At 35.0% G+C, this 19,376-nt stretch carries 18 protein-coding genes; 16 read left to right on the top strand and 2 right to left on the bottom strand.

Annotated features, from left to right (window positions below; translation table 11 throughout):
• Nucleotides 1-50 precede the first annotated feature (50 nt).
• Together J8L85_RS13510 and J8L85_RS13505 are read right to left on the bottom strand one after the other, a co-directional pair.
• Nucleotides 51-797, bottom strand: coding sequence for a LytTR family DNA-binding domain-containing protein (locus tag J8L85_RS13510; RefSeq protein WP_211018015.1), 747 nt, complete (start codon nucleotides 795-797; stop codon nucleotides 51-53).
• 7 nt (nucleotides 798-804) lie between these two features.
• Nucleotides 805-2,559, bottom strand: a complete 1,755-nt coding sequence (locus J8L85_RS13505; protein WP_211018013.1) for a tetratricopeptide repeat protein — start codon at nucleotides 2,557-2,559, stop codon at nucleotides 805-807.
• A 234-nt stretch (nucleotides 2,560-2,793) separates the two neighbouring features.
• Between J8L85_RS13505 and J8L85_RS13500 the strand changes: the two genes are divergently transcribed.
• From J8L85_RS13500 to J8L85_RS13420, 16 genes are all read left to right on the top strand, one after another.
• On the top strand, nucleotides 2,794-3,330 hold the full coding sequence (locus J8L85_RS13500; RefSeq protein WP_211018011.1) for a hypothetical protein: 537 nt from the start codon (nucleotides 2,794-2,796) through the stop codon (nucleotides 3,328-3,330).
• Nucleotides 3,331-3,348: 18 nt separating this feature from the next.
• The gene (locus tag J8L85_RS13495) at nucleotides 3,349-4,356 is read left to right on the top strand and encodes a hypothetical protein (RefSeq protein ID WP_211018009.1); all 1,008 of its coding nucleotides are present in this window, start codon (nucleotides 3,349-3,351) and stop codon (nucleotides 4,354-4,356) included.
• A gap of 3 nt (nucleotides 4,357-4,359) precedes the next feature.
• A complete protein-coding gene (locus tag J8L85_RS13490) occupies nucleotides 4,360-5,391 on the top strand; it encodes a hypothetical protein (RefSeq protein WP_211018007.1) in 1,032 nt (343 codons plus the stop codon).
• A 6-nt stretch (nucleotides 5,392-5,397) separates the two neighbouring features.
• Complete coding sequence (locus tag J8L85_RS13485) at nucleotides 5,398-6,561, top strand: hypothetical protein (protein ID WP_211018005.1); 1,164 nt, start codon at nucleotides 5,398-5,400, stop codon at nucleotides 6,559-6,561.
• 3 nt (nucleotides 6,562-6,564) lie between these two features.
• Nucleotides 6,565-7,821, top strand: a complete 1,257-nt coding sequence (locus J8L85_RS13480) for a hypothetical protein (protein ID WP_211018003.1) — start codon at nucleotides 6,565-6,567, stop codon at nucleotides 7,819-7,821.
• Between the two features lie 321 nt (nucleotides 7,822-8,142).
• Nucleotides 8,143-8,967, top strand: a complete 825-nt coding sequence (locus J8L85_RS13475) for a carboxypeptidase-like regulatory domain-containing protein (protein ID WP_348771762.1) — start codon at nucleotides 8,143-8,145, stop codon at nucleotides 8,965-8,967.
• 742 nt (nucleotides 8,968-9,709) lie between these two features.
• Nucleotides 9,710-10,648 carry a toll/interleukin-1 receptor domain-containing protein gene (locus tag J8L85_RS13470; RefSeq protein ID WP_211017999.1) on the top strand — a complete coding sequence of 313 codons (939 nt, stop codon included), beginning with the start codon at nucleotides 9,710-9,712 and terminating at the stop codon, nucleotides 10,646-10,648.
• A gap of 233 nt (nucleotides 10,649-10,881) precedes the next feature.
• Nucleotides 10,882-12,150 carry an IPT/TIG domain-containing protein gene (locus J8L85_RS13465; protein WP_211017997.1) on the top strand — a complete coding sequence of 423 codons (1,269 nt, stop codon included), beginning with the start codon at nucleotides 10,882-10,884 and terminating at the stop codon, nucleotides 12,148-12,150.
• Between the two features lie 248 nt (nucleotides 12,151-12,398).
• Nucleotides 12,399-12,683 carry a hypothetical protein gene (locus J8L85_RS13460; RefSeq protein ID WP_211017995.1) on the top strand — a complete coding sequence of 95 codons (285 nt, stop codon included), beginning with the start codon at nucleotides 12,399-12,401 and terminating at the stop codon, nucleotides 12,681-12,683.
• Nucleotides 12,684-12,804: 121 nt separating this feature from the next.
• Nucleotides 12,805-13,536, top strand: a complete 732-nt coding sequence (locus J8L85_RS13455) for a hypothetical protein (protein ID WP_211017993.1) — start codon at nucleotides 12,805-12,807, stop codon at nucleotides 13,534-13,536.
• A gap of 209 nt (nucleotides 13,537-13,745) precedes the next feature.
• Nucleotides 13,746-13,931 (top strand): hypothetical protein, encoded by a 186-nt coding sequence (locus J8L85_RS13450; protein WP_211017990.1) that lies wholly within the window; start codon nucleotides 13,746-13,748, stop codon nucleotides 13,929-13,931.
• Between the two features lie 624 nt (nucleotides 13,932-14,555).
• On the top strand, nucleotides 14,556-14,981 hold the full coding sequence (locus J8L85_RS13440) for a hypothetical protein (RefSeq protein ID WP_211017986.1): 426 nt from the start codon (nucleotides 14,556-14,558) through the stop codon (nucleotides 14,979-14,981).
• A gap of 160 nt (nucleotides 14,982-15,141) precedes the next feature.
• Entirely contained in the window at nucleotides 15,142-15,729 is a 588-nt protein-coding gene (locus J8L85_RS13435; protein WP_211017984.1) for a hypothetical protein, read from the top strand.
• 284 nt (nucleotides 15,730-16,013) lie between these two features.
• A complete protein-coding gene (locus J8L85_RS13430) occupies nucleotides 16,014-16,469 on the top strand; it encodes a DUF423 domain-containing protein (protein ID WP_211017982.1) in 456 nt (151 codons plus the stop codon).
• A gap of 191 nt (nucleotides 16,470-16,660) precedes the next feature.
• Nucleotides 16,661-17,914: a hypothetical protein gene (locus J8L85_RS13425; RefSeq protein WP_211017979.1), complete on the top strand. Its 1,254-nt coding sequence runs from the start codon at nucleotides 16,661-16,663 to the stop codon at nucleotides 17,912-17,914.
• Nucleotides 17,886-18,902: a TonB family protein gene (locus tag J8L85_RS13420; RefSeq protein WP_211017977.1), complete on the top strand. Its 1,017-nt coding sequence runs from the start codon at nucleotides 17,886-17,888 to the stop codon at nucleotides 18,900-18,902. Before J8L85_RS13425 ends, J8L85_RS13420 begins: the two co-directional genes overlap by 29 nt.
• Nucleotides 18,903-19,376 lie beyond the last annotated feature (474 nt).

The following is a 19,376-nucleotide window of genomic DNA, read 5'->3' as shown; positions in this document are numbered from 1 at the left end:
CAGCGATACATTTTTTTCTTAATGCGAGTAGTTCTTTTCTAAAAGGTCATCTAAGCCCGTAGTTTTTGCAACAGTTCGTCTTTTCTTCTCACGGCAACCTCTATTTTGGTTTTGTCGGACAAGGTTATGTAGCCTCCTTTTCCTTTGGTGTAGGTTTTTATATAACCCAAGTTGACGAGATGCGATTTATGGACTCTAAAAAACATGTTTTCGTCTAGTATTTCCTCAAAATACTTGATGGTTTTTGAGGCGGTTATCTTTTTCTTCGATAGCGTATGTATATGGGTGTAGTTTGTATCCGATTGAAACCTGATGATCTCTTTGGTGTCCATCATCGTAAAACCTTCTACGGTGGGTATCGCTATTCTTTTAGAGGACGCGTTGCTCTCTTTAAAATTATGAAATAGGACATCTATTTTTTTTGAAGCTTCTTTCAGGCTTCTTTGTTGCCGTAACTTTTGTAGGGCATTGTCAAGCTCCGTATTATCTATTGGTTTTAACAGATAGTCCAAGGCAGAGAATTTAATGGCCTTTAACGCATATTTGTCATAAGAGGTGGTGAAAATCACTTCAAAATCTATACTGTTTAATTGAGACAAGAGATCAAAACCGGTCTCGTTTCCCAGTTGTACGTCCAAGAACAGAATATCTGGGGTAATTTTGGCAATTTCCTTTTTTGCTTCGTCAACGGTTTTACAATAACCTACAATTTGTATATCGTAGGTGCTGGATTCTAACAACCGCTCTAGGCGGTCGATGCAGTGTTGTTCATCATCAACTATTAATGCTTTTAACATGCTGTTCTTAAAATTGAAGTTCTAAGGGAAGTGTTATTTCTACGCGTACCCCTTCTGGTTTATCCATCAAATTAACGGATCCCTTTTTATTTTTTAGATGGCTCAGAATATCGATTCGGTTTTTGGTGATCTTAATGCCGTAAGATCCGTTCGATTTTTTCTCACTCATATTCTTTTTGGGTTGCCCTACACCGTTGTCATCCACCACATATTTTAGCATATCGCCCTCTTTTTTAATTTTAATATCTATGTGGCCATCTCCGTTTTTAGGGGCAATACCATGCCAAATACTATTTTCTATAAAGGGTTGTAAAATTAGTGGGGGAACCAGCGTATTGTTGGGTTCAATATCTGGGTCGATCGTAATTTGATGGTGCAATTTGTTTTCTAGACGTATGGCCTCTATCTGCATATATAGTTCCATCAGTTCAAGGTCCTCGTTTAAGGGAATCGATTTTTTCTCTGAGTTTTCTAGAATTGCCCGTGTCAGCCGAGAGAATTTGACCAAGTAGTCATCTGCCTGTTGAATATCGTTTTTAGAAATAAAATCGCTGATGGAATTGAGGGAGTTAAAAATAAAATGGGGATTCATTTGCGAGCGCAGGGCCTTAAGCTCCGTCTCCGATACCCTGGCATTGAATTCGGCGGTCTTCTTTTTTTCTAGCTCATCGCGTCTACGCTTGTAAATATAATAACCGAAGACGGCCAGCAACACTAATAAAATGGCGCCGATCAAATAGATATTTTTTACCAGTTGCTGCCGTTTGATCTCTTCGTTGGCCACCGCTTGCTGGCGTTCCATCTGAAATTGCATTTCCTTACGGGTCAATTCCGATTTCTTTTCTTCGTTTAGTACGCTGTCCCTTAATTGTATATGCTTTTTGTAGGCATTCAAAGCTTCGGCCATTTTACCATCTTGCTCATAAACCTTACTTAAGACTTCCCAGGAATCGGCTTCCCACTCCACGGCCCCGATTTCTTTGGAAAGGGAAAGCGCTTTGCTAGCGTTTGTTTCGGCAACGGCATAGTTTTTCAACAATACGTTTATTTTTCCGATACTGTTCAGCGCAGAGGCCTCTATGTATTTATTGCCTATTTTTTGGGCCATGGCCATAGCTTCTTTATAGTGGAAAAGAGCTTTTTGATGCTCCCCCAAATTTTTATACGCCAAGGCTAAATTGTTGGTAATGGCCGCTATGAACAAATCGTTTCCCTCTTCCTTGGCCAATGTGAGAGCCTTGTTCAAGTAAGATACACCCGCTTCAAAATTTTCAGTGTCATTGTAGATAATGGCAATATTGGAAAGCGCCTTGATTTCTTCCGCCCGGTTGCCCATTGCCTGTGACGTTTCTAGATAGGCGCCGTAATTTTCTAGGGCACGGTCGTATTCCTTTAAATCTGCATGTATATTTCCAAGATTGCTTAAAATGCTGGATTCCAGTTGTTTGTCCGTTATTTTTTTACTGAGTACCAAAGCCTGTTGGTAGGCGTCCAAAGCATTTAGATTATCCGCCAAAACGTAATATAAATTTCCTTTTTGGCGTTGGGCCAAGGCCTCACCTTTGATCCATCCATTTTTTTTAGATATGGTAAGGGCCTCTTCTATGAATGAAAATCCCTCATTTGGTTCGGAATAGGTCATTTCACTCGCTAGCTCAATAAGCAGGCCTGCTCGTATGGTATCTTTTAAGGTGTGAGTTTGTAACTCGTTCTTTAAGGAGTCTAGTTTATTTTGCTGAGAGGTACCAAAAAAATGTACCAAACAGATAAGTATAAAACAATACTTGTTTTTAGTTGGTCGGGGCATGCTATGCGGTTGGTTATATCCAAATTTAAACTTTTTGTTCGATTAATAGACTGTTATACCTGTGTTTACGAATATTTGAACAATTACCACGGTAAAATGGCAAATGGATACGTAGAATAATTGCTTATGGCACAAACCGGTCGTAATTGATAGCTTGGGCATAACCAAACCGTATAATTGAGTAGCCACATGATAAAGAACATTAAAAATGTACTGTACTGTTCAACCTTCTTTCTCATTTTTGGTTGTGGGTCGGATGATAGTACAGAAGAGGAAGTTGTTTCCAACGGGGCACAGGGCAATATTACATTGTCCGGTGATGAGACGTCTGAATTGGGAACCTCGTTAACCGTAGCAAATATTGAGGTTGCCAATGCCTCTCTTACAGGAACCGATAAATCTGTCATACTCATGTCGGAGAATATTTCTGTGGTCGATGATGAATTTGTTTATGACGATGACCAGAACGGATTCGTCATCGTAGCGGCTGATTTTTCTACCGGAGGTTCAGCCGATATCGACAAAAGTATTTCCATGACCATCGTAAAAGATGGTGAAGAGTACAGGCATGCTTGTTCCTCTCCCTATCTAAACTTTTTTACTGCCTGTGGCGATGGATTCGCAATTGATTTTGAGGGCAAGAGCGTCACTTTTGATGGTACTACGGTAATCAACACCGATGATGATACCATTTTAACCATGGATGGGACCATTACTTGGAATTAAAAATATAAAGGCAAAGTTATGGTAAGGTCATGTTTGTTGATTGTTTTGTGTTTTTTGGGAGTGCTTTCTGGTAATGCACAGTCTATAAATGATAAAGAGATGGTGGTCTACCAAGCACCTTCCGATAAGTTTGCTTCCATCACATTACAGGCCCATAAGGGCTTGCCACGTTTTGGGGTTCCGAATATGTATCGCGAACAAACTGGCGGTATAAGACAGGGAATGCGAACGGTTAGACCGGTTCGTGGGGGCAAAAATCCTGTGAGTAATGATAAAAACAAGCTTGTAACTACGGGCAAAAATAATCTTTCGCTATTGGTCGGCTTAAAATATTTACAGCCGTTTATGGAGGATCTGGATCGGGAGCGGTTAACCACATTGACCTCCAATATGTCCGAAAAAGAATCCAATTCCGCCTTCTTACAGCGGTTTTTACGGAGTCAGGTGGCACCTAACCTGTGCTTGGCAGATGAATGTAAGAATGCCAACCAAGGCAAGAACGAATTTGAACGGCTTCGTAATTATACATCTTTTGTAGATAACTGTTTAGATCCACTTTTAGATTGGAGCAAAAATGTAATGGAAAACGATGAACTGGTCGGCTACCACGTTTCTATGCTGAACATTGGTAATAATTATGATTTTGATAAAAAGGGATATACCGCATACCATTCTTTAATGCTCAACAACATTTTTACTAGGAAGCAGGGTATCTTAAATCAAGTGGTCTTCAAACCGGTGAAACCGTTCGAGGAGGCACTTCAAAACTCGGTAGATAGGAGCAAGACCCTGAAATTTTTACTTCACATAGATGAGCAAACGGCAGAACGATTTCAAAAAGAGGGCATAAAGCGCTTGTATGCCGTAAAAAAAATAAAGTTACAACGGTCTAACAAGCCCATGGAGTCAGTCTCTAAGGCCATAGAATTTAATTACTCCCACGAAAGTGCCGATTTGGAATTGTATACGGACGAGGCACTGACACAACACTTTAAAACTTTGTCTCTGGCAGACCTAACCAATTAAATTATGAAACAGTTCCTAATTATTCTAATACTGCTAACAGTACATTTTTCGGTTTGGGGACAAGGGGAAGAAAAAGTTTTTGCCGCTCCTTCTTCAAGTTTTATAGACCTGTCGCTACAGACCCACAATGGCAAACTGAGGTTTGGCCTCCAAGATGGATATTATGTCAAATCGGATGGTAGCTATGTAAAGAACAACGAAGCGTCCTATTTTGAAATGGATAAACGTTTTAGCCATAACAATGCCAGCAGACATGCCTTTACCGAACTTTTAAAGATACGGTTCAAAGAAGATATGTTGGCGGCAATGGATAAAGACTATTTCACCGTGCGTACACCTAACATGTACGACAAGGAGCAGAAATCCTACACCGCACAGCAGCACGTGCTCAACCTGGCGAATGCCCTTTGCACTACCGAACAGGCGATCCAATTTTTCTGCAATACAAAAGAAGAGGATTGTGGCAGGGTATTCCCTAAAGAGGGGTATTACAATGAGCCTAGAAATATAAGGTACTGGGGCGGAAGGGGAGCTTCGGAGTTTCAAAAGTTAAGGGCATACACCTCGTTTGTAAAAGAGAAGTTTCCGTTGGTGCAAGAATGGGCAAAAACCCTATATCCCGATAATAAAATTAACGGTTATTACGTAGCCAAAACATATTTGGGAACCTACGATTTTAAAGAGGGCGGTTACTGGTTACGTACCGGTGAGTTTAGTAACAACGGCTTTTTGTTGAGGTGGTTTGGCCTTCAGCCCAGTAATTCGTCGGAAAGAAAATTGGTGCATCCCAACGGTTCATCCATCCTCTTAAAAATGTCCCCTGAAAAAGCGGAGACCTTTTCGGAAAAATATCAATACCTGTTTTTAGTTTTTGACGTCACGGGGCAGCTGAACGGACTCGAAAACTATAGGGCCGACCAGCTAAAGACCACCTTTACCCTCAACAGTCCGGTTATTGAAATTTATACCGATGATGCGCTTACCAATAGAGTAGGCGAAATTGACATAAACACCATGGTATCCAAAACCAGATAAGAGACAATGATGAAAATTAAAAATATAAAAGCACGTTTTGTACTACTTTTTGCCATAACGGGCTTCTTGGCACCAAGCGCCGTGCATGCCCAATTTTTAAAAAAATTAAAAAAGAATGTAGAGGATAGGGTAGTAGAGGCCGCCGGTGAAAAATCGGACCAGCTATTAAACGGGGAAACGGAAACTACCGTAAACGATAATGTAAAAACAGGGGGCGATACCAAAACAACACCAACGATAACACAGGTGAAAAAGGTAGACCCAAGTCTTCAAGACCAAGAGGTATTAAGGTTCAAGGCACCTTCCAACGATTTTAGGGATATTGTAATACAGGCATATAATGGCCTGCCAAGATATGGTGAACTCAATTTTCAAAGTGGATCAAATGCCCTGATTACCAATAATGCCTATAAAGCCCTTTTAGAGTTAAAATTTTTAGAGGATACTTTTAAGGATATGGATCGGTCTAAATTGACCAAGCATAAAAATACGGCAGGCGACCTTGCCAAAAAGAATTCAGAATTTGCCCAAAATAGTTTAAGGATTCTCGCTGGGGAAACACTATCCGACGAAAAATTGAAAGAATATTTCTGTGATTCCGAAGCACCATCCCCCTGTAGTTTTTACAATCGGGCAGGGGAGAGGATATTTGTTTCGTATTGGGGCGGTACGTCTACAAATGAATTTGCCCAGAACCGTAGCTATACCACCTTTGTAAAGGAATACTTCGATACCCTTAAAAATTGGAGCCAATCGTTTTATACCAATGATAGCGAGGTCGCCTATTATGTGGCAAAGGGTTTGGTGGGCGAAAAATATGATTTTAAGGAAAAGGGATATTGGATAGGCAATCTATTTTCCATCGGAGGGGACTTCATACTACATCAGTCCAATTTTTTACCCTACACCGAGAACGAAAAAGCAATAAGGCACCAGGGCAAAAAAATATTCCTGCCCATGGATGCCGATAAGGCGAAGACCTACAAGTTAACTCTTCGGTCACCGGTATATGTAGTGTTCAAGGTGCTTGTAAACCCCAAGCCCAACAATACAACCTCTGTAAAATGGGAATTTGAACTGGAGAGTCCGATCCTTGAAATTTATAAGGACGTGGCACTTACCGATAAAATGGGAGAGGTAGATATTAATAGTACAAATCTTAAAAACTGATCGATGGGAAGCAGTCGTACAATTATGGTGGTAATGGGAATGTTGTTCTTTATAATGGCACCCCGGGTCAATGCCCAGTTTTTTAAAAAACTGAAACAGCAAGCTGAAGAAAAACTTACCGAGAAAGCCAATAAAGAGGTAGATGATATTTTTACCGAAAACAAGGGTACAACAAAGAAAGAGGAGGGGGCAAAAGAATTGGGAACCGTCAAAACCGATGAAAACAAAGTCGTACCGCCTACTACCGTACCGCAATCGACGACCACTTTTAACGAATCGGATTATTTGGTGTATAAATCGCCAGATCCGGCGTTTCATGATGTGTACGTTCAAAAATTTAAGGGGCTTCCAAGATTCGGTTCCTGTAATTTTTATACCATGCCCAACAATCCCAAAATACCCGTATCGACTCCCGAGGTCAATGAGAAAAGAGTAAAAATGAAAATGGGTTATAATGCTTTTTTGTTATTGGCACGAATGCATACCCTAAAGAATCATTTTAAGGTAATGGACAGAACGGCCCTCACCCCCATTAGTAAACCCTTGGTAGAAGATGAGGTAAAATCCAATATGGCACAAGGCTACCTAATGAATTTTGCATTTTTAATGGGCACGGATGCCTTGAAAAAGGAATATTTTATGAATGATCGCAACGGTGACGGTAATGCTCCCATTGTATCTAAATGGGGAGGGCAATATGCCGATGATTTTACCGAGAATGAAAAATATGTGGCATTTGTAGAAAAGTATCTGGATAAAATACTGCAATGGACCCAAACATTTTTTGAGGATGCTACGGAAGATTTTCAATTTGTTGTTCCGTTGGAGTTCAAAGGATCTTATGATTTCGACAAAAATGGATTTTGGGTGCAACTGCCCACCAAAAGGAGGTCTAGTTATAGTATGGATTTTGGAAGTACGAGGGATAATTATTTTTTTGAGTTTCTTCCCAAGACACCTTATGGGCAGCAAATCTTTAATAAAACACAACAGGTAGAGCATATAAATGCCGAGGTGCTCTTTAAAATGGATCCGGCCGCGGCCGAAGCTTTGATAAACGATAAAACAAAGAACCCACAAATGGTGGTAAAAGTAAAGGTCGTTTATGAAGGGTTCCGACCCGAGAATCCCACGATTTATGCGCCAAAATACACCTATCATTTACTGGACCCTATTATGGAACTGTATTCCGATGCTGGGCTCACCAAAAAAATTGGGGAAATAAACCTCCAAAACCTGACGTATAAGGGCACAGATTAATTTTTTACTACAAGTAGAGACACATCATTTTATGGCCATACCTCCTGTTTTTTACGAAGGGTGGCAATCAATGTTTTTATAAAACCAAATGATGGATCTTCTATAAAGGGTTAAATAGTATGTTTTAGGTGATTACGCTTTTCCGTAAAAGATTTTTTTTTAAAAAATAGTTAATTTGAGGGGGACTTTCTAATTATAGAAAGTCTGTAAATTAGAGGCTTTACAAAACAAGGTTATGATCTTGTTGCCCACAATATGAAGCAACTACTTGCGATAACATTTTTATTCATTTCAAACTTTAGTTTTTGTCAGTTGAAATCAGTGATTATTAACAGCGAAACTAAAGAAAAGATACCTTACGTAAATATTTGGGTAGAAAATGAAAATGTCGGAACAACTTCAAACGAAAAAGGAGAATTTAAATTGGAAATTGATAGCACGAAAATCATTCTTTTTTCTGCAATCGGTTTTGAAACAAAAAAAATATCCTCGGATGTAATAAAAGAGATACTTGAATTAAAACCCATAACAACTGAATTAGACGAAGTGATTATTAGTTCTAAAAAATCAACACAAGAATTTATAATCGGAGAATTTAAAAAGTCTAAAATCAATCATTACTTTGGTTGCGGAATAAAACCGTGGATTACAGCTAGATTTTTTAAATATAATGACAAATATGAAAAAACACCATTTCTAAAAAAAATAAGAGTTCTAACAAGAAGTGATGTAAAAGATTCAAAATTTAATATTCGACTTTATGGAGCAAACGAAAAAGGAGAGCCAGAAAATTATATTTATGACCAAAATATAATTGGAATTGCCAAAAAAGGAAAAAAAACAACTGAAATCGATATTTCTGAATTAAATATTGAATTTCCCGAAAATGGATTTTTTATTGCAATTGAATGGTTAATTATTGAGGATAATAAGTATGAATATAAATATACAATGGAAGGTTCAAGGAAAAAAATAGATGGAATCTCTTATGAACCTGCAATCGGAACTATACCTGCTGAAACCGACGAAAATAGTTGGATTTTTAATCAAGGAAAGTGGAAAAAAGTTTGGAAAAACGTTGGAACAAATAAAAAAAATGAAGAAAAGTATAGCCTTATGGCAATCGAATTAACACTTACGAATTAAAAATACTGTGGGCAACAATGGTAACTGTTGAACGAGCCCTTGAACAGCAAAAAAAGACCTCTTTTAAGCCCTTTTTTTAGGGGCTTTTTGTTTTTAGGACACTGGGGGATCTGGATTTTTAGGCAACCCTACAAGTGTTCTTTCAGGTTCTTGGCACCTGTTTTTTATAAAAATGACAAAGCAAGCTTTCCTGCTCCACTTTTTACTCGTTTTTGTTCGAATTTCAGGTACTTCTTCAGGTTACAGATCGACGAGAGGTGCATCACCTTGTTGGCCTGTTCAAATCCTATGGTGTTTATCTTCCTGAACCCCATGAACTAGATGAGCTTACCTAAGACTGGCTCTACCGCACCATTCCAGCTACCCTACAAATACCTGAAACGAATAATTGATTTAAGCAAACCCTATGGATGAATAATATGTTTTAGGTGATTACGCTTTTCCGTAAAAGATTTTTTCAAAAAAATAGTTAATTTGAGGGGAGCTTTCTATTTATAGAAAGTCTGTAAATGTATACGCTTTACAAAACAAAGCTATGGTTAGGTAGTAAGGTTATGCCGGTATAGTAGAAAGATGTTGAGATCTATTTTAATACAATTTTAGTCGTTTGTAACGTTATCGTATACGGTTAATATACTGATAAACCCTATGGAATACCTGTTTTGTTGATATTTAATGAATTACACCTAAAAAAGAAATAAACGTACCGAGGTACGCTTGTACAATTGTTGTAGCACATTTGATGAAAAAACTGCAGAAAATAGAAATTATCAATTTGATTGGAAGAGAACTTCAAGACCGAATGAAGTTTGTAGAAATTGATGGATATTTTGAAAGTTACGGAATTCCGACTAATCACCAGCCGACATATAATAGCAAATATGTTTATGTTCAAGAAGTTCTACCAAAAGTAAAAGATGAGATTATACTAGAAATGGCATCAGAATTAGGTATTGAACATCCTGCTGTTTCTCAAATTCCAATTATAAAAGAAAGTGAAGCTACATTTTGGAAACCTGGACATTTTAAGCTTTTCGTTAGTCATTTAGCTAGTTTTAAAAAGACAATTGGAATTTTAAAAAAAGAACTGGAGAAATACGGAATTTCTTCTTTTGTTGCTCACGAAGATATCGAGCCGACAAAAGAATGGCAAGACGAAATTGAAAAAGGATTATTCTCAATGGATGCACTTTGTGCAGTTCTTATGCCTGGATTTAAAGACAGTAATTGGACTGACCAAGAAGTTGGAGTTGCTATTGGACGAAATGTTTTAATCATTCCAATTCGAAAAGAACTTGACCCTTACGGTTTCATTGGAAAATTTCAAGGATTTCAAGCTGTTGGTAAAAATGTTGGACAAGTTGCCGAAGGAATTTTTGAGATAATATCAACAAACATTAAAACAAAAACCAAGTATTTAAATACTCTAGTTGAATTGATTTTACTTTCAAACACTGCTAATCAGGCAATTGAAAGACTTAAAGCATTGGAAAAAATTAAAGATTTACCCAAAGAAAAAGTAGAATATTTACAAGATAAAATAGTGGAGAACGAGAACCTAAAAGAAACAAGGTTTTTGAACCCATTCAATAAAATAGCTTGGAAATACGAACTTGAAGGTTTGAGTTTAAAATCTTTCGATAAAGAAAAAGAAGAAGATTATGATGGTTTACCATTTTAATAATAAAAAAACGTGCTACAACAACGTATGTAGCTCATAACTAATTAGCTGCTTAATCGAATTTAAGGCATATTTGGAAAGACCCCAAATTTTTAAATTTGACGATTTCCAATAAAAATATAAATAGTAAAATTAAAAAATATGGCTTGTGATTAAACCGAAAAATAATAGCTAATTCACACGGTACAAGTCATATACAAGACCGTTGTAACACATTAAAACCATAGCAATATATGACCAAATTTAATTACTTTATTATTCTTATTCTTCTTTGTATTAGCTGTACAAACGACAATAATTTAGAAACTGAACAGGAACAAGAACAGATACAGGAACAAGAACAAGAACAAGCACCAATTGTAAGCAGTATTTCTCCAAGTGAAGCAAAAATTGGAGATATAATTACAATTAACGGACAACACTTTGATCCAAATGATAACTATGTCGTCCAAATCAATGGAGTCAATGGAATAATCAACGAAATCACTTCGTCAACAATTAAAGTTCAAATCCCAAACAATACAACTTCGGGAGAAATAGTGTTTATAAATAATGATAATTCAACGGTAATTGGGAATATAACAATTAAGTTGGAGTTAAAACTCTACGCATATAAATACTTCGGTTCTGAAGACAGTTCTAACCCTAAACAGATTGTTGAGATTGACAAAACGAACGGAAACACGCAAATTGTTGCAACACTAAATTACAACACCATTTATATACAGAGTCTTGTGTTTGATAGTGTTAATCATAAAATTATAGCGCTTTATGACAATAATCGAGAGGAGGACCAATATATACTTATTATTGATGTTGAAAATGGAAGTTCGGAATCAATTCCATTAAACAATGTTAGTGAAAATTCAAAATATGCTGGACTGACTGTTGGAAACGATGCGAAACTTTATTCATATAAATACTTTGGTTCTGGTAACAGCTCTGAACCCAAACAAATTGTAGAGATTGACAAAACTAACGGAACTTCTCAGATTGTTTCAACATTAGATTTCGATTCAATTTATTTGACACATATCGTGTTTGATAGTGCTGATAATAAAGTAATAGGTCTTTACGATAATGGCCAAAGTGAAGATAAATATATACTAATAGTTGATGTTGAAAATGGAAATTCGGAGTCAATTCCATTAAACAATGTTAGCGAAAATTCAAAATATGTTGGACTGACTGTTGGAAACGATAATAAGCTCTACTCATATAAATATTTTGGTTCTGGTAACAGCTCTGAACCCAAACAAATTGTAGAGATTGACAAAACTAACGGAACTTCTCAAATTGTTGCTACATTAAATTTCGACTCACTTTATTTTACAGATATCGTGTTTGATAGTGCTGATAATAAAGTAATAGGTCTTTATGATAATGACCAAAGTGAAGATAAGTATATATTAATAGTTGATGTTGAAAATGGAAATTCGGAGTCAATTCCATTAAACAATGTTAGTGAAAATTCATTTTACGGTAGACTGACAAACGAATAACGTTTTACAATAAAACCTATAAACAATATGGGCTTAGGTGCTTAAGCTAATGTTTGGGTATATTTATGAAGTCCGCAAAATCTTTGGGATTTCGCTTTGGACAATAAAAAAATAAATCAAAACCAAAAGATTTCGCTATGGGTGTGGCGGAAAGCAAATGCCAACGCATCAACTCGCCCGCTACTGTCGCAGACGGCGGGCCCCGTACTGTTCATAGCCAAACCGTTAGGCACAATTAAAAACAAACCATGAAAAAAATATTTAACAGAGAAAATCTATTGATACTATTAGTAGTAGGACTGATTGGCCATAATGTTTACTTGCAGACGCGGGTTGAAAAAGCAATTGACGCTGCTCAAGATGCCGAATACGAAGCTAGCCGAGCCGCAAACAATGCAGACGATGCTGCGAGTTATGCAAGGAATGCGGCTGATTATGCCAGCGAAGCTTCGGATAATGCAGCAAATGCTTGGTATTCAGCCCAAGATGCTGCTAATAATGCTTTCGGAAACGAATGTTGGAGTTGTCCTTGAAACATTCTTATAACCGGATTAATAAAAGAAAATGAAAATAACTGTGCCCAACAAAACCTATACGCAATAACGCCCTGCGGGACGCTATTGCTCATAGCAACACCGTTGGCAACCATTTGAAATGAATATATACGATTCAATTTTAGAGTACCTATATAAAAATCAAGACAAAGGTTTTTTAGAAATTTCGCATATATGTCCAGATAAAGAAAAATCGACTCGAATTGCCAAGGAATTAAAAAAAGATGGACTTATTATTTTTAAGCAAAAACGCTTAATGGGGTCTGGAAAAACACCGCCTTTTAGAGGACACCCTAAATTAGAAATAACTCGACTCGGAATCGAAAAATACGAAAGAGAAATAACTGAATTAAAGGGAGAAACATTAAAAATGGACGAAAATACCATTCAAACTTTAGAAAGTTTAAAAAACGGAAAATCCATTACTTTAACCAAAGACAGTCCGAATGAAATATCCGAATTGATTATTAACCTTAAAAACCTCGGAGTTTTACATAAGCCTACTAGGTTTGGGTATGCTTGCGATCTAAGTAATAGAAAATATATAACAAAGTTAATAGAACTTAAATCTTGGGAAAAGTTCCTTGATTGGTCGGAAAACGAAAATAGCAAATCTGATTTCATAAATGATTTTTCTGGTTCAACAATCGGACAAGTAAATCAGTCATCTGAAAAAATGGATTTAAAAAGCCCGATTACACAAAAAACTGTCCACAAAACAGCTAAGGAAACTAAGAAAAAATCTTGGGTTGAAATATTAGCTTGGTTAATTGGAATTATCGCTGGACTTGTAGCTATATATGAGTTCATAATAACGAATCTTACTAATTAAAAAACGCTTTTTTATGAAAAATTTACAAAATTTTGGCGTTCAAGTATTGAATACTGAAGAACTTATTAAAATTGATGGTGGAAGCAGAATTCCGGGGAGGTAGATTTATAGAATGGGCAAGAGTTTATGATGCTGTTTCTGAGTTTAAGGCAGGATTTGCTGAGGGTAATTGCGAATAAATATTTGTTAACAACAAATAATTTTAAATTATGAAAAATATTGAAAAATTTAATGTTTCTGTATTAGATACAAATGAAATGAAATTTATTAATGAAGGAGGGTTGTTTAGAGATTTAGGAAGAATGGCAGGTAAAGCATGGTATAAAGTAAAGGAGTTTGTCGCCGATATGGATAACCATCTTGCTTTGGGGCATGTAACAGGAAGTCATGCATAAAAAATATGATTAAATATATTTACTATTTAAAGAGGAAAACAAATCGTGTTCCTCTTTTTTTTGTTGTTTTTAGTATAGATTTAGTTTTTCATTTAATTGTTTCATATATAGTAACAATTTATAATCCTGAAATATTAAACGTATTTGATGAAAATATGTCTTTAACTGAAATCTTTGTTCTTTCAGTTATAATTGGACCATTAATAGAAACTTTTTTATTCCAATACTTAATCATTGAAATACTTTCCTTTTTTAAAAAGATAAAAGTTAATACTATTATAATTATTTCGTCACTTGCATTTAGCTTAATACACTATTACAATTTAATTTATATCATAGTCACTTTTTTATCGGGAACAATTTATGCGTCATATTATTTATACCTTAAAATAGAAAAAAAAAGATTTCAATTTTTGTATATATGGGTTCTTCATTCACTTTATAATTTTAGTGTATTCATTTTGGATGATATTTTAGGTTGGTAATCCTATCGTATACGGTTAGTATACCGATACCCTATAAATACCTGTTTTATTGATATTTAATAAATTACACCTAAAAAAGAAATAAACGTACCATGGTACGCTTATACAATTGTTGTGTGCAATTTAAAAAACGTGAAATTTGAGAAATAAATTACTGATTTTATTGACCTTAATTTCTCTCAACTCTTGCCAAATGAATTGGTATGGAGATATAGATTTAGGCTCTGACTTTTACTATATGGTTGAACCAGCTTTTAACAGTATTGTAATCCCAGTAAATCCAGACGAACCTTACAAATCAAATATTACGATTATAAAAGATATTGAAACTCTAGGATTTAATAAAAACTATATTCTTGCGACTTCAAAAAGCAACGATGAAAAAAAGTATTGGCGGATTGACAAAAAAGCGGAATCTAAAGAATTGGGCTATAAGGAAAACTCAATAATGGAATTGTCAAATGTTTCGGAAATTGATTCAACGGAATTTACTCGAATGAAAACTGTCGAGAACATCAAACTGAAAACCAAATCGGAATACAGAAAAGAACTGAATTATGAATGAAAAACTGCACACCACAATGTATAACCGCAATTACGGCGGATTCGACTACGTCCAAATCCACTTGGAATTGCTAACACCAGTTCTTAACCGAAAATTAACGCATATTAACCCGTAACTGACGGTTATACTAGACCGTTATAAATAATTAAAAAACGTTAAAGTGAATAAACTATTAATATTAGCCATAATTCTTATTACCTTGGATTTATCAGCACAAGAAAAATTGACTTACGAGAAATTAGATAAGCTTGACCGGGTAACAACAATTAGATTAGCAAAAAAAGAAATCAATAAATATTTAACCCTTTTAGGAGATACAAGTTTTAACTATAGCTTGATTGATACCATTAGGGTTTATAAAAACAAGAAAAAGTATTTTGTTCGATTTGAGCAAATAATAAAATATGCGCCATTAAATTCAAATTATTACTATGGTTTGGATGTAGATTTACTAAACAATGACATTCATAGAATATTAGTTTTGAATCAAGATTCTGCATCTACTAATGTATCTTTTTATCATCCAAATTCTCAAGATATAGAAAAAATCAAGTTTATTAAGAAGGCACTTGGGCTTAATGAGGTATACGAATCAATCATAATTCGTGAAAAACAAGATTATTATGACATTGGTTATGGTTCGAGTGGTGAGAAAGTTAAGAAAATAACTGGTAACATATATGACCAGTGGGATGAAATCATTTATGTGCCAGATGATGAAAGATTAGTAGAGACAAAAATTCATTAATGGAAAACTTATTTATAACAATATATAAGAAAACATAGGGCTTTTGGGCTAAATAGAATGGTCTGCGTATATTTATGATGTCGCAAAATTGAAAATTACGCGTCAGCGAAATATTCAATTTTTGCTTTCGAACAAAAAAAGAAAAACAAAACCAAAAGATTTCGCTATGTGCGTGGCGGAAAGCAATGCCAACACGCCAACACGCCCGCTACTGTGGCAGACGGCGTGCCCCGAACTGTTCATAGCTAAAACGTTGGCAAACATTAAAAACAATAGCGAAAAATATGAAAAATTGGAATTTTAAGTTAAAAAATCGACCGAAAGAAGTTATTGAAAAACTAACATCTGAACTTAACTCTATTGGAGGATTTTCATTTGATAACAAAAACACTAATACTTTTAGTTTCCGTAAGAGGATTTTGTATCCTTGGTATTATGCATTCCAAAATTGGACTGTTGTTAATGGTGAATTAGTAGAAAATAATATTGAAAATATAACAGAAGTTAAAATTTCATTCAAACAGCACTTTTTAATAATATTAATAATAATAACTCATCTTATTCTTGGATTGGGACTTATTCTTGGACTATTCCTAACGACAAACAATCAACCTCTAACTTATATTTTTGGTGGACTAGTTATTGCTTTCGGAATAATTATTTGGATTACGGCAGCTAGAAAATTTAAAAAAGATTCGGAAAAATACAAAGTGCTAATAACCAAAACATTCGGAATTTAAAAATAACTAATGCCAACAATGGCTATAAGTAATTGCTTGTTCCCGCCTACTTCTAAAAATCCTCGCGGATTTTAAGTTTGGTGTGTATTAGCTAAGTTAAGTGCCACCCCCACGTGCAACAAACTACATACAAACACGTTGTATAAGCTTAAAAACAATTTACACGCTATAAGTTAACCCCTCCTCCAAACATGAATAAACTATTACTACTGTTATTTGGTGTACTAATGTTTACACGTAGTTTTTCGCAGACAGAATTTAATAGAGATACAGAAAATAGATTTATTGGATCTATTACCAGCAGTGCGATTTCTAATGAAGTAGAACCTAAAGGTTTAATGGATAGTTTTACATTAGGCATCCAGTGGTGGGATTTTTTAGGTGAACCTTTGGAGTTTTACTCGTTTAAATGGGAGGCATCCGGTTCAATTATACTTGGTACCGGTAAAATATTAAACCGAAAAGATTTAGAAAAGTATCCAGACCTATTAAAAAGGTTTGACAATATTCAACCATCAAAAATAAGTGTGGTTATTTCTGGAAATAAAGATAATAGAGTTGATTCCGACTTTACCTATAAATTATCCGATTGGCAGATACTATATTCGAAAGCAGGGGTACAATCGAAAAACTTGTCTCCTGGAAGTCCTGAAACTTGGAATGATTTTTGGCAATGGAATTGGGGACTTACGAATTCTCAAGAACATAATATACCGAAATCTGAATTTAAAAACCTCTCAAGTACACAGAAAAACGAGCTTCTTGGTAAACTAAAGACAAAGTTCGACAACTGTAAAACAATTTATCTAAAAGCCCATATAGATAAATTGGAATGGCCTAAATATGAAATTGAAAGTATATATGATACTTTCTTAAGCTATGAAAAAGGAGAAGAAAAACCTTCACCATTTGAAGAATTAAAGGCTGCTGAAAAAACGATTGCTAAAGAAACTACTTATACAAAAGATGATTTTTGGGGTGATATTACTCCTAAGAAAAATCCTGAATTGGAAATGTTTAAAAATGAATCAGGTAATTATGGAGTTAAAACAAAAGGAGAAAATAAAGTAATTCTTTCACCTGATGATTATAGGCATATTGAGGAAATAGAACTTGATACGGCTAAAAAAATAGATAACCAATACTTTTTTGTAAGGCTTAGACTAAGTTTTAGGGAATATAGAATGAATGAATATCAAATCGTAGCTAGAAATGGTAATAAATCAACGGAAATTTTCTGGCGTCACATGGTACATCTAGAAGAATATTCTGTGCTTACAAATAATGGGTGGATTAAGAGAAATCCGAAAGTAGTTGAATATGAGATTGAGATAGATAAGGATATGGCTATGGATCGCAATAATAGTTGGGTAGGGGATTCTGAAATTAGAATATACGATGAAAATCTAAATTTAATTGAAACTTACTATAGAACTTATGATTAATGCTCTTCAAATCAATTATATGAAATATCTACATCTATCCAATTTTAATATAAGTAAGGTACTAATTTTTATAGCCTTTTGCTTATTTAATATTTTTGGTTCTCAATCAATGGAACCAATAGTTGCACAAGATTCTAAGGAGTATTATAAAGAGGCAGAAACAGCGTTTGAGTCCGGTAATTATGATAATAGTATTATATATGCCAATAAAGCCAAGAATTTATTAGGAAGAACAAACCCTAAAATAGAATCTCTACTAATGCAAGCCTATTATAAAAATGGAGACATAGTTAAGGCTAAAATTGCATATGAGACCTTTCTTAAGGTAACACCGCCCCAAAAACAAAGTTCTGAACTATTTGAAAGTTATAAAAAAACGGGAGCGTTAATAGATAGTGCTTTTAACGAACTAGAAAGAAAATACCAACAACAAAAAATCGATAAGCAAAAGGAGGTTGAAAATGTGGCTATCGGTAATGAAAAAAAACAACGACAAAAAGATAACGACAAACAAGAAGACTTAAAAACAAAAAAAGAAAACCTGGAGAGGAGACTATTTTTAAAAGCAAAAAAAAGCATAGACCCAGTAGTACTTAAAGCGTATAAAGAGAATTTTCCAAATTCATATTTCTCTGAAAAAACCCAGGACTTAATAGACATACTGGATGTTAAAGATGATTTGCCTCTAGCCGAGAACAGAGAAGCTTCGTTTAGGGGAGGTAGTGCTAATTTCTACAAATGGTTATCTCATTATATAATTTATCCTCTTAAAGCTCGTCAAATGGGTGTAGAAGGAACGGTACATGTATCGTTTACAGTTTTAAAAGACGGTAATATATCAGCTATAGAAATTTCAGAAGGAGCTAGTTATTTTAAAGAAGAAGTCATTCGAGTAATGAATATGAGTCCAAAATGGATACCTGCTAAAAAGAATGATGAATTTGTTGAAGAGAGAAAAACAATTGCAATTGATTTTAAATTTGGATAATATATAATTCTGGCCATGTGAATTATACAAGAATCGTTATAGTCGTTACTACAGGCTATATTCTATATTTAGTTTTTGCGGCCGTGTAATGGTGAACCAAGAATTTCTAACTATTGCAAGAAAAAAAATTAAACTGTAGGTTCTTGTGCCCAACAAAGAACAGAGGTAAAAAAGAAACAAACCCTTCCTTGATTTAAGACCATGCTATTCTAGGCCCGTTAATTCTAAAACACTATTTTTTTCTATAACCCTCTTTCTCTACAACCTCATATTTTTAAACCATTTCACACAAGAAAATAGAAGGTCGTTACCAGAGGTGTTTGTGTGAAAAATGTTCAGGAATTTCACCGTTTTCAAAAAAATAATTTTTGTTCATGTCGTTGGTATTGCCAAAAGTGTCGTTTATCTCTTAAAATTTGCTGATTATGTTAAAGCTTGTTAAATAAAGCATAACTTTTTTATAAAAAAGTGTTT

The sequence above is a fragment of the Maribacter sp. MMG018 genome, from assembly GCF_018100785.1.
Classification (GTDB): domain Bacteria; phylum Bacteroidota; class Bacteroidia; order Flavobacteriales; family Flavobacteriaceae; genus Maribacter.
Note: the sequence above shows the minus strand (reverse complement) of the source record. Positions and strands in the feature narration are given on the sequence as shown.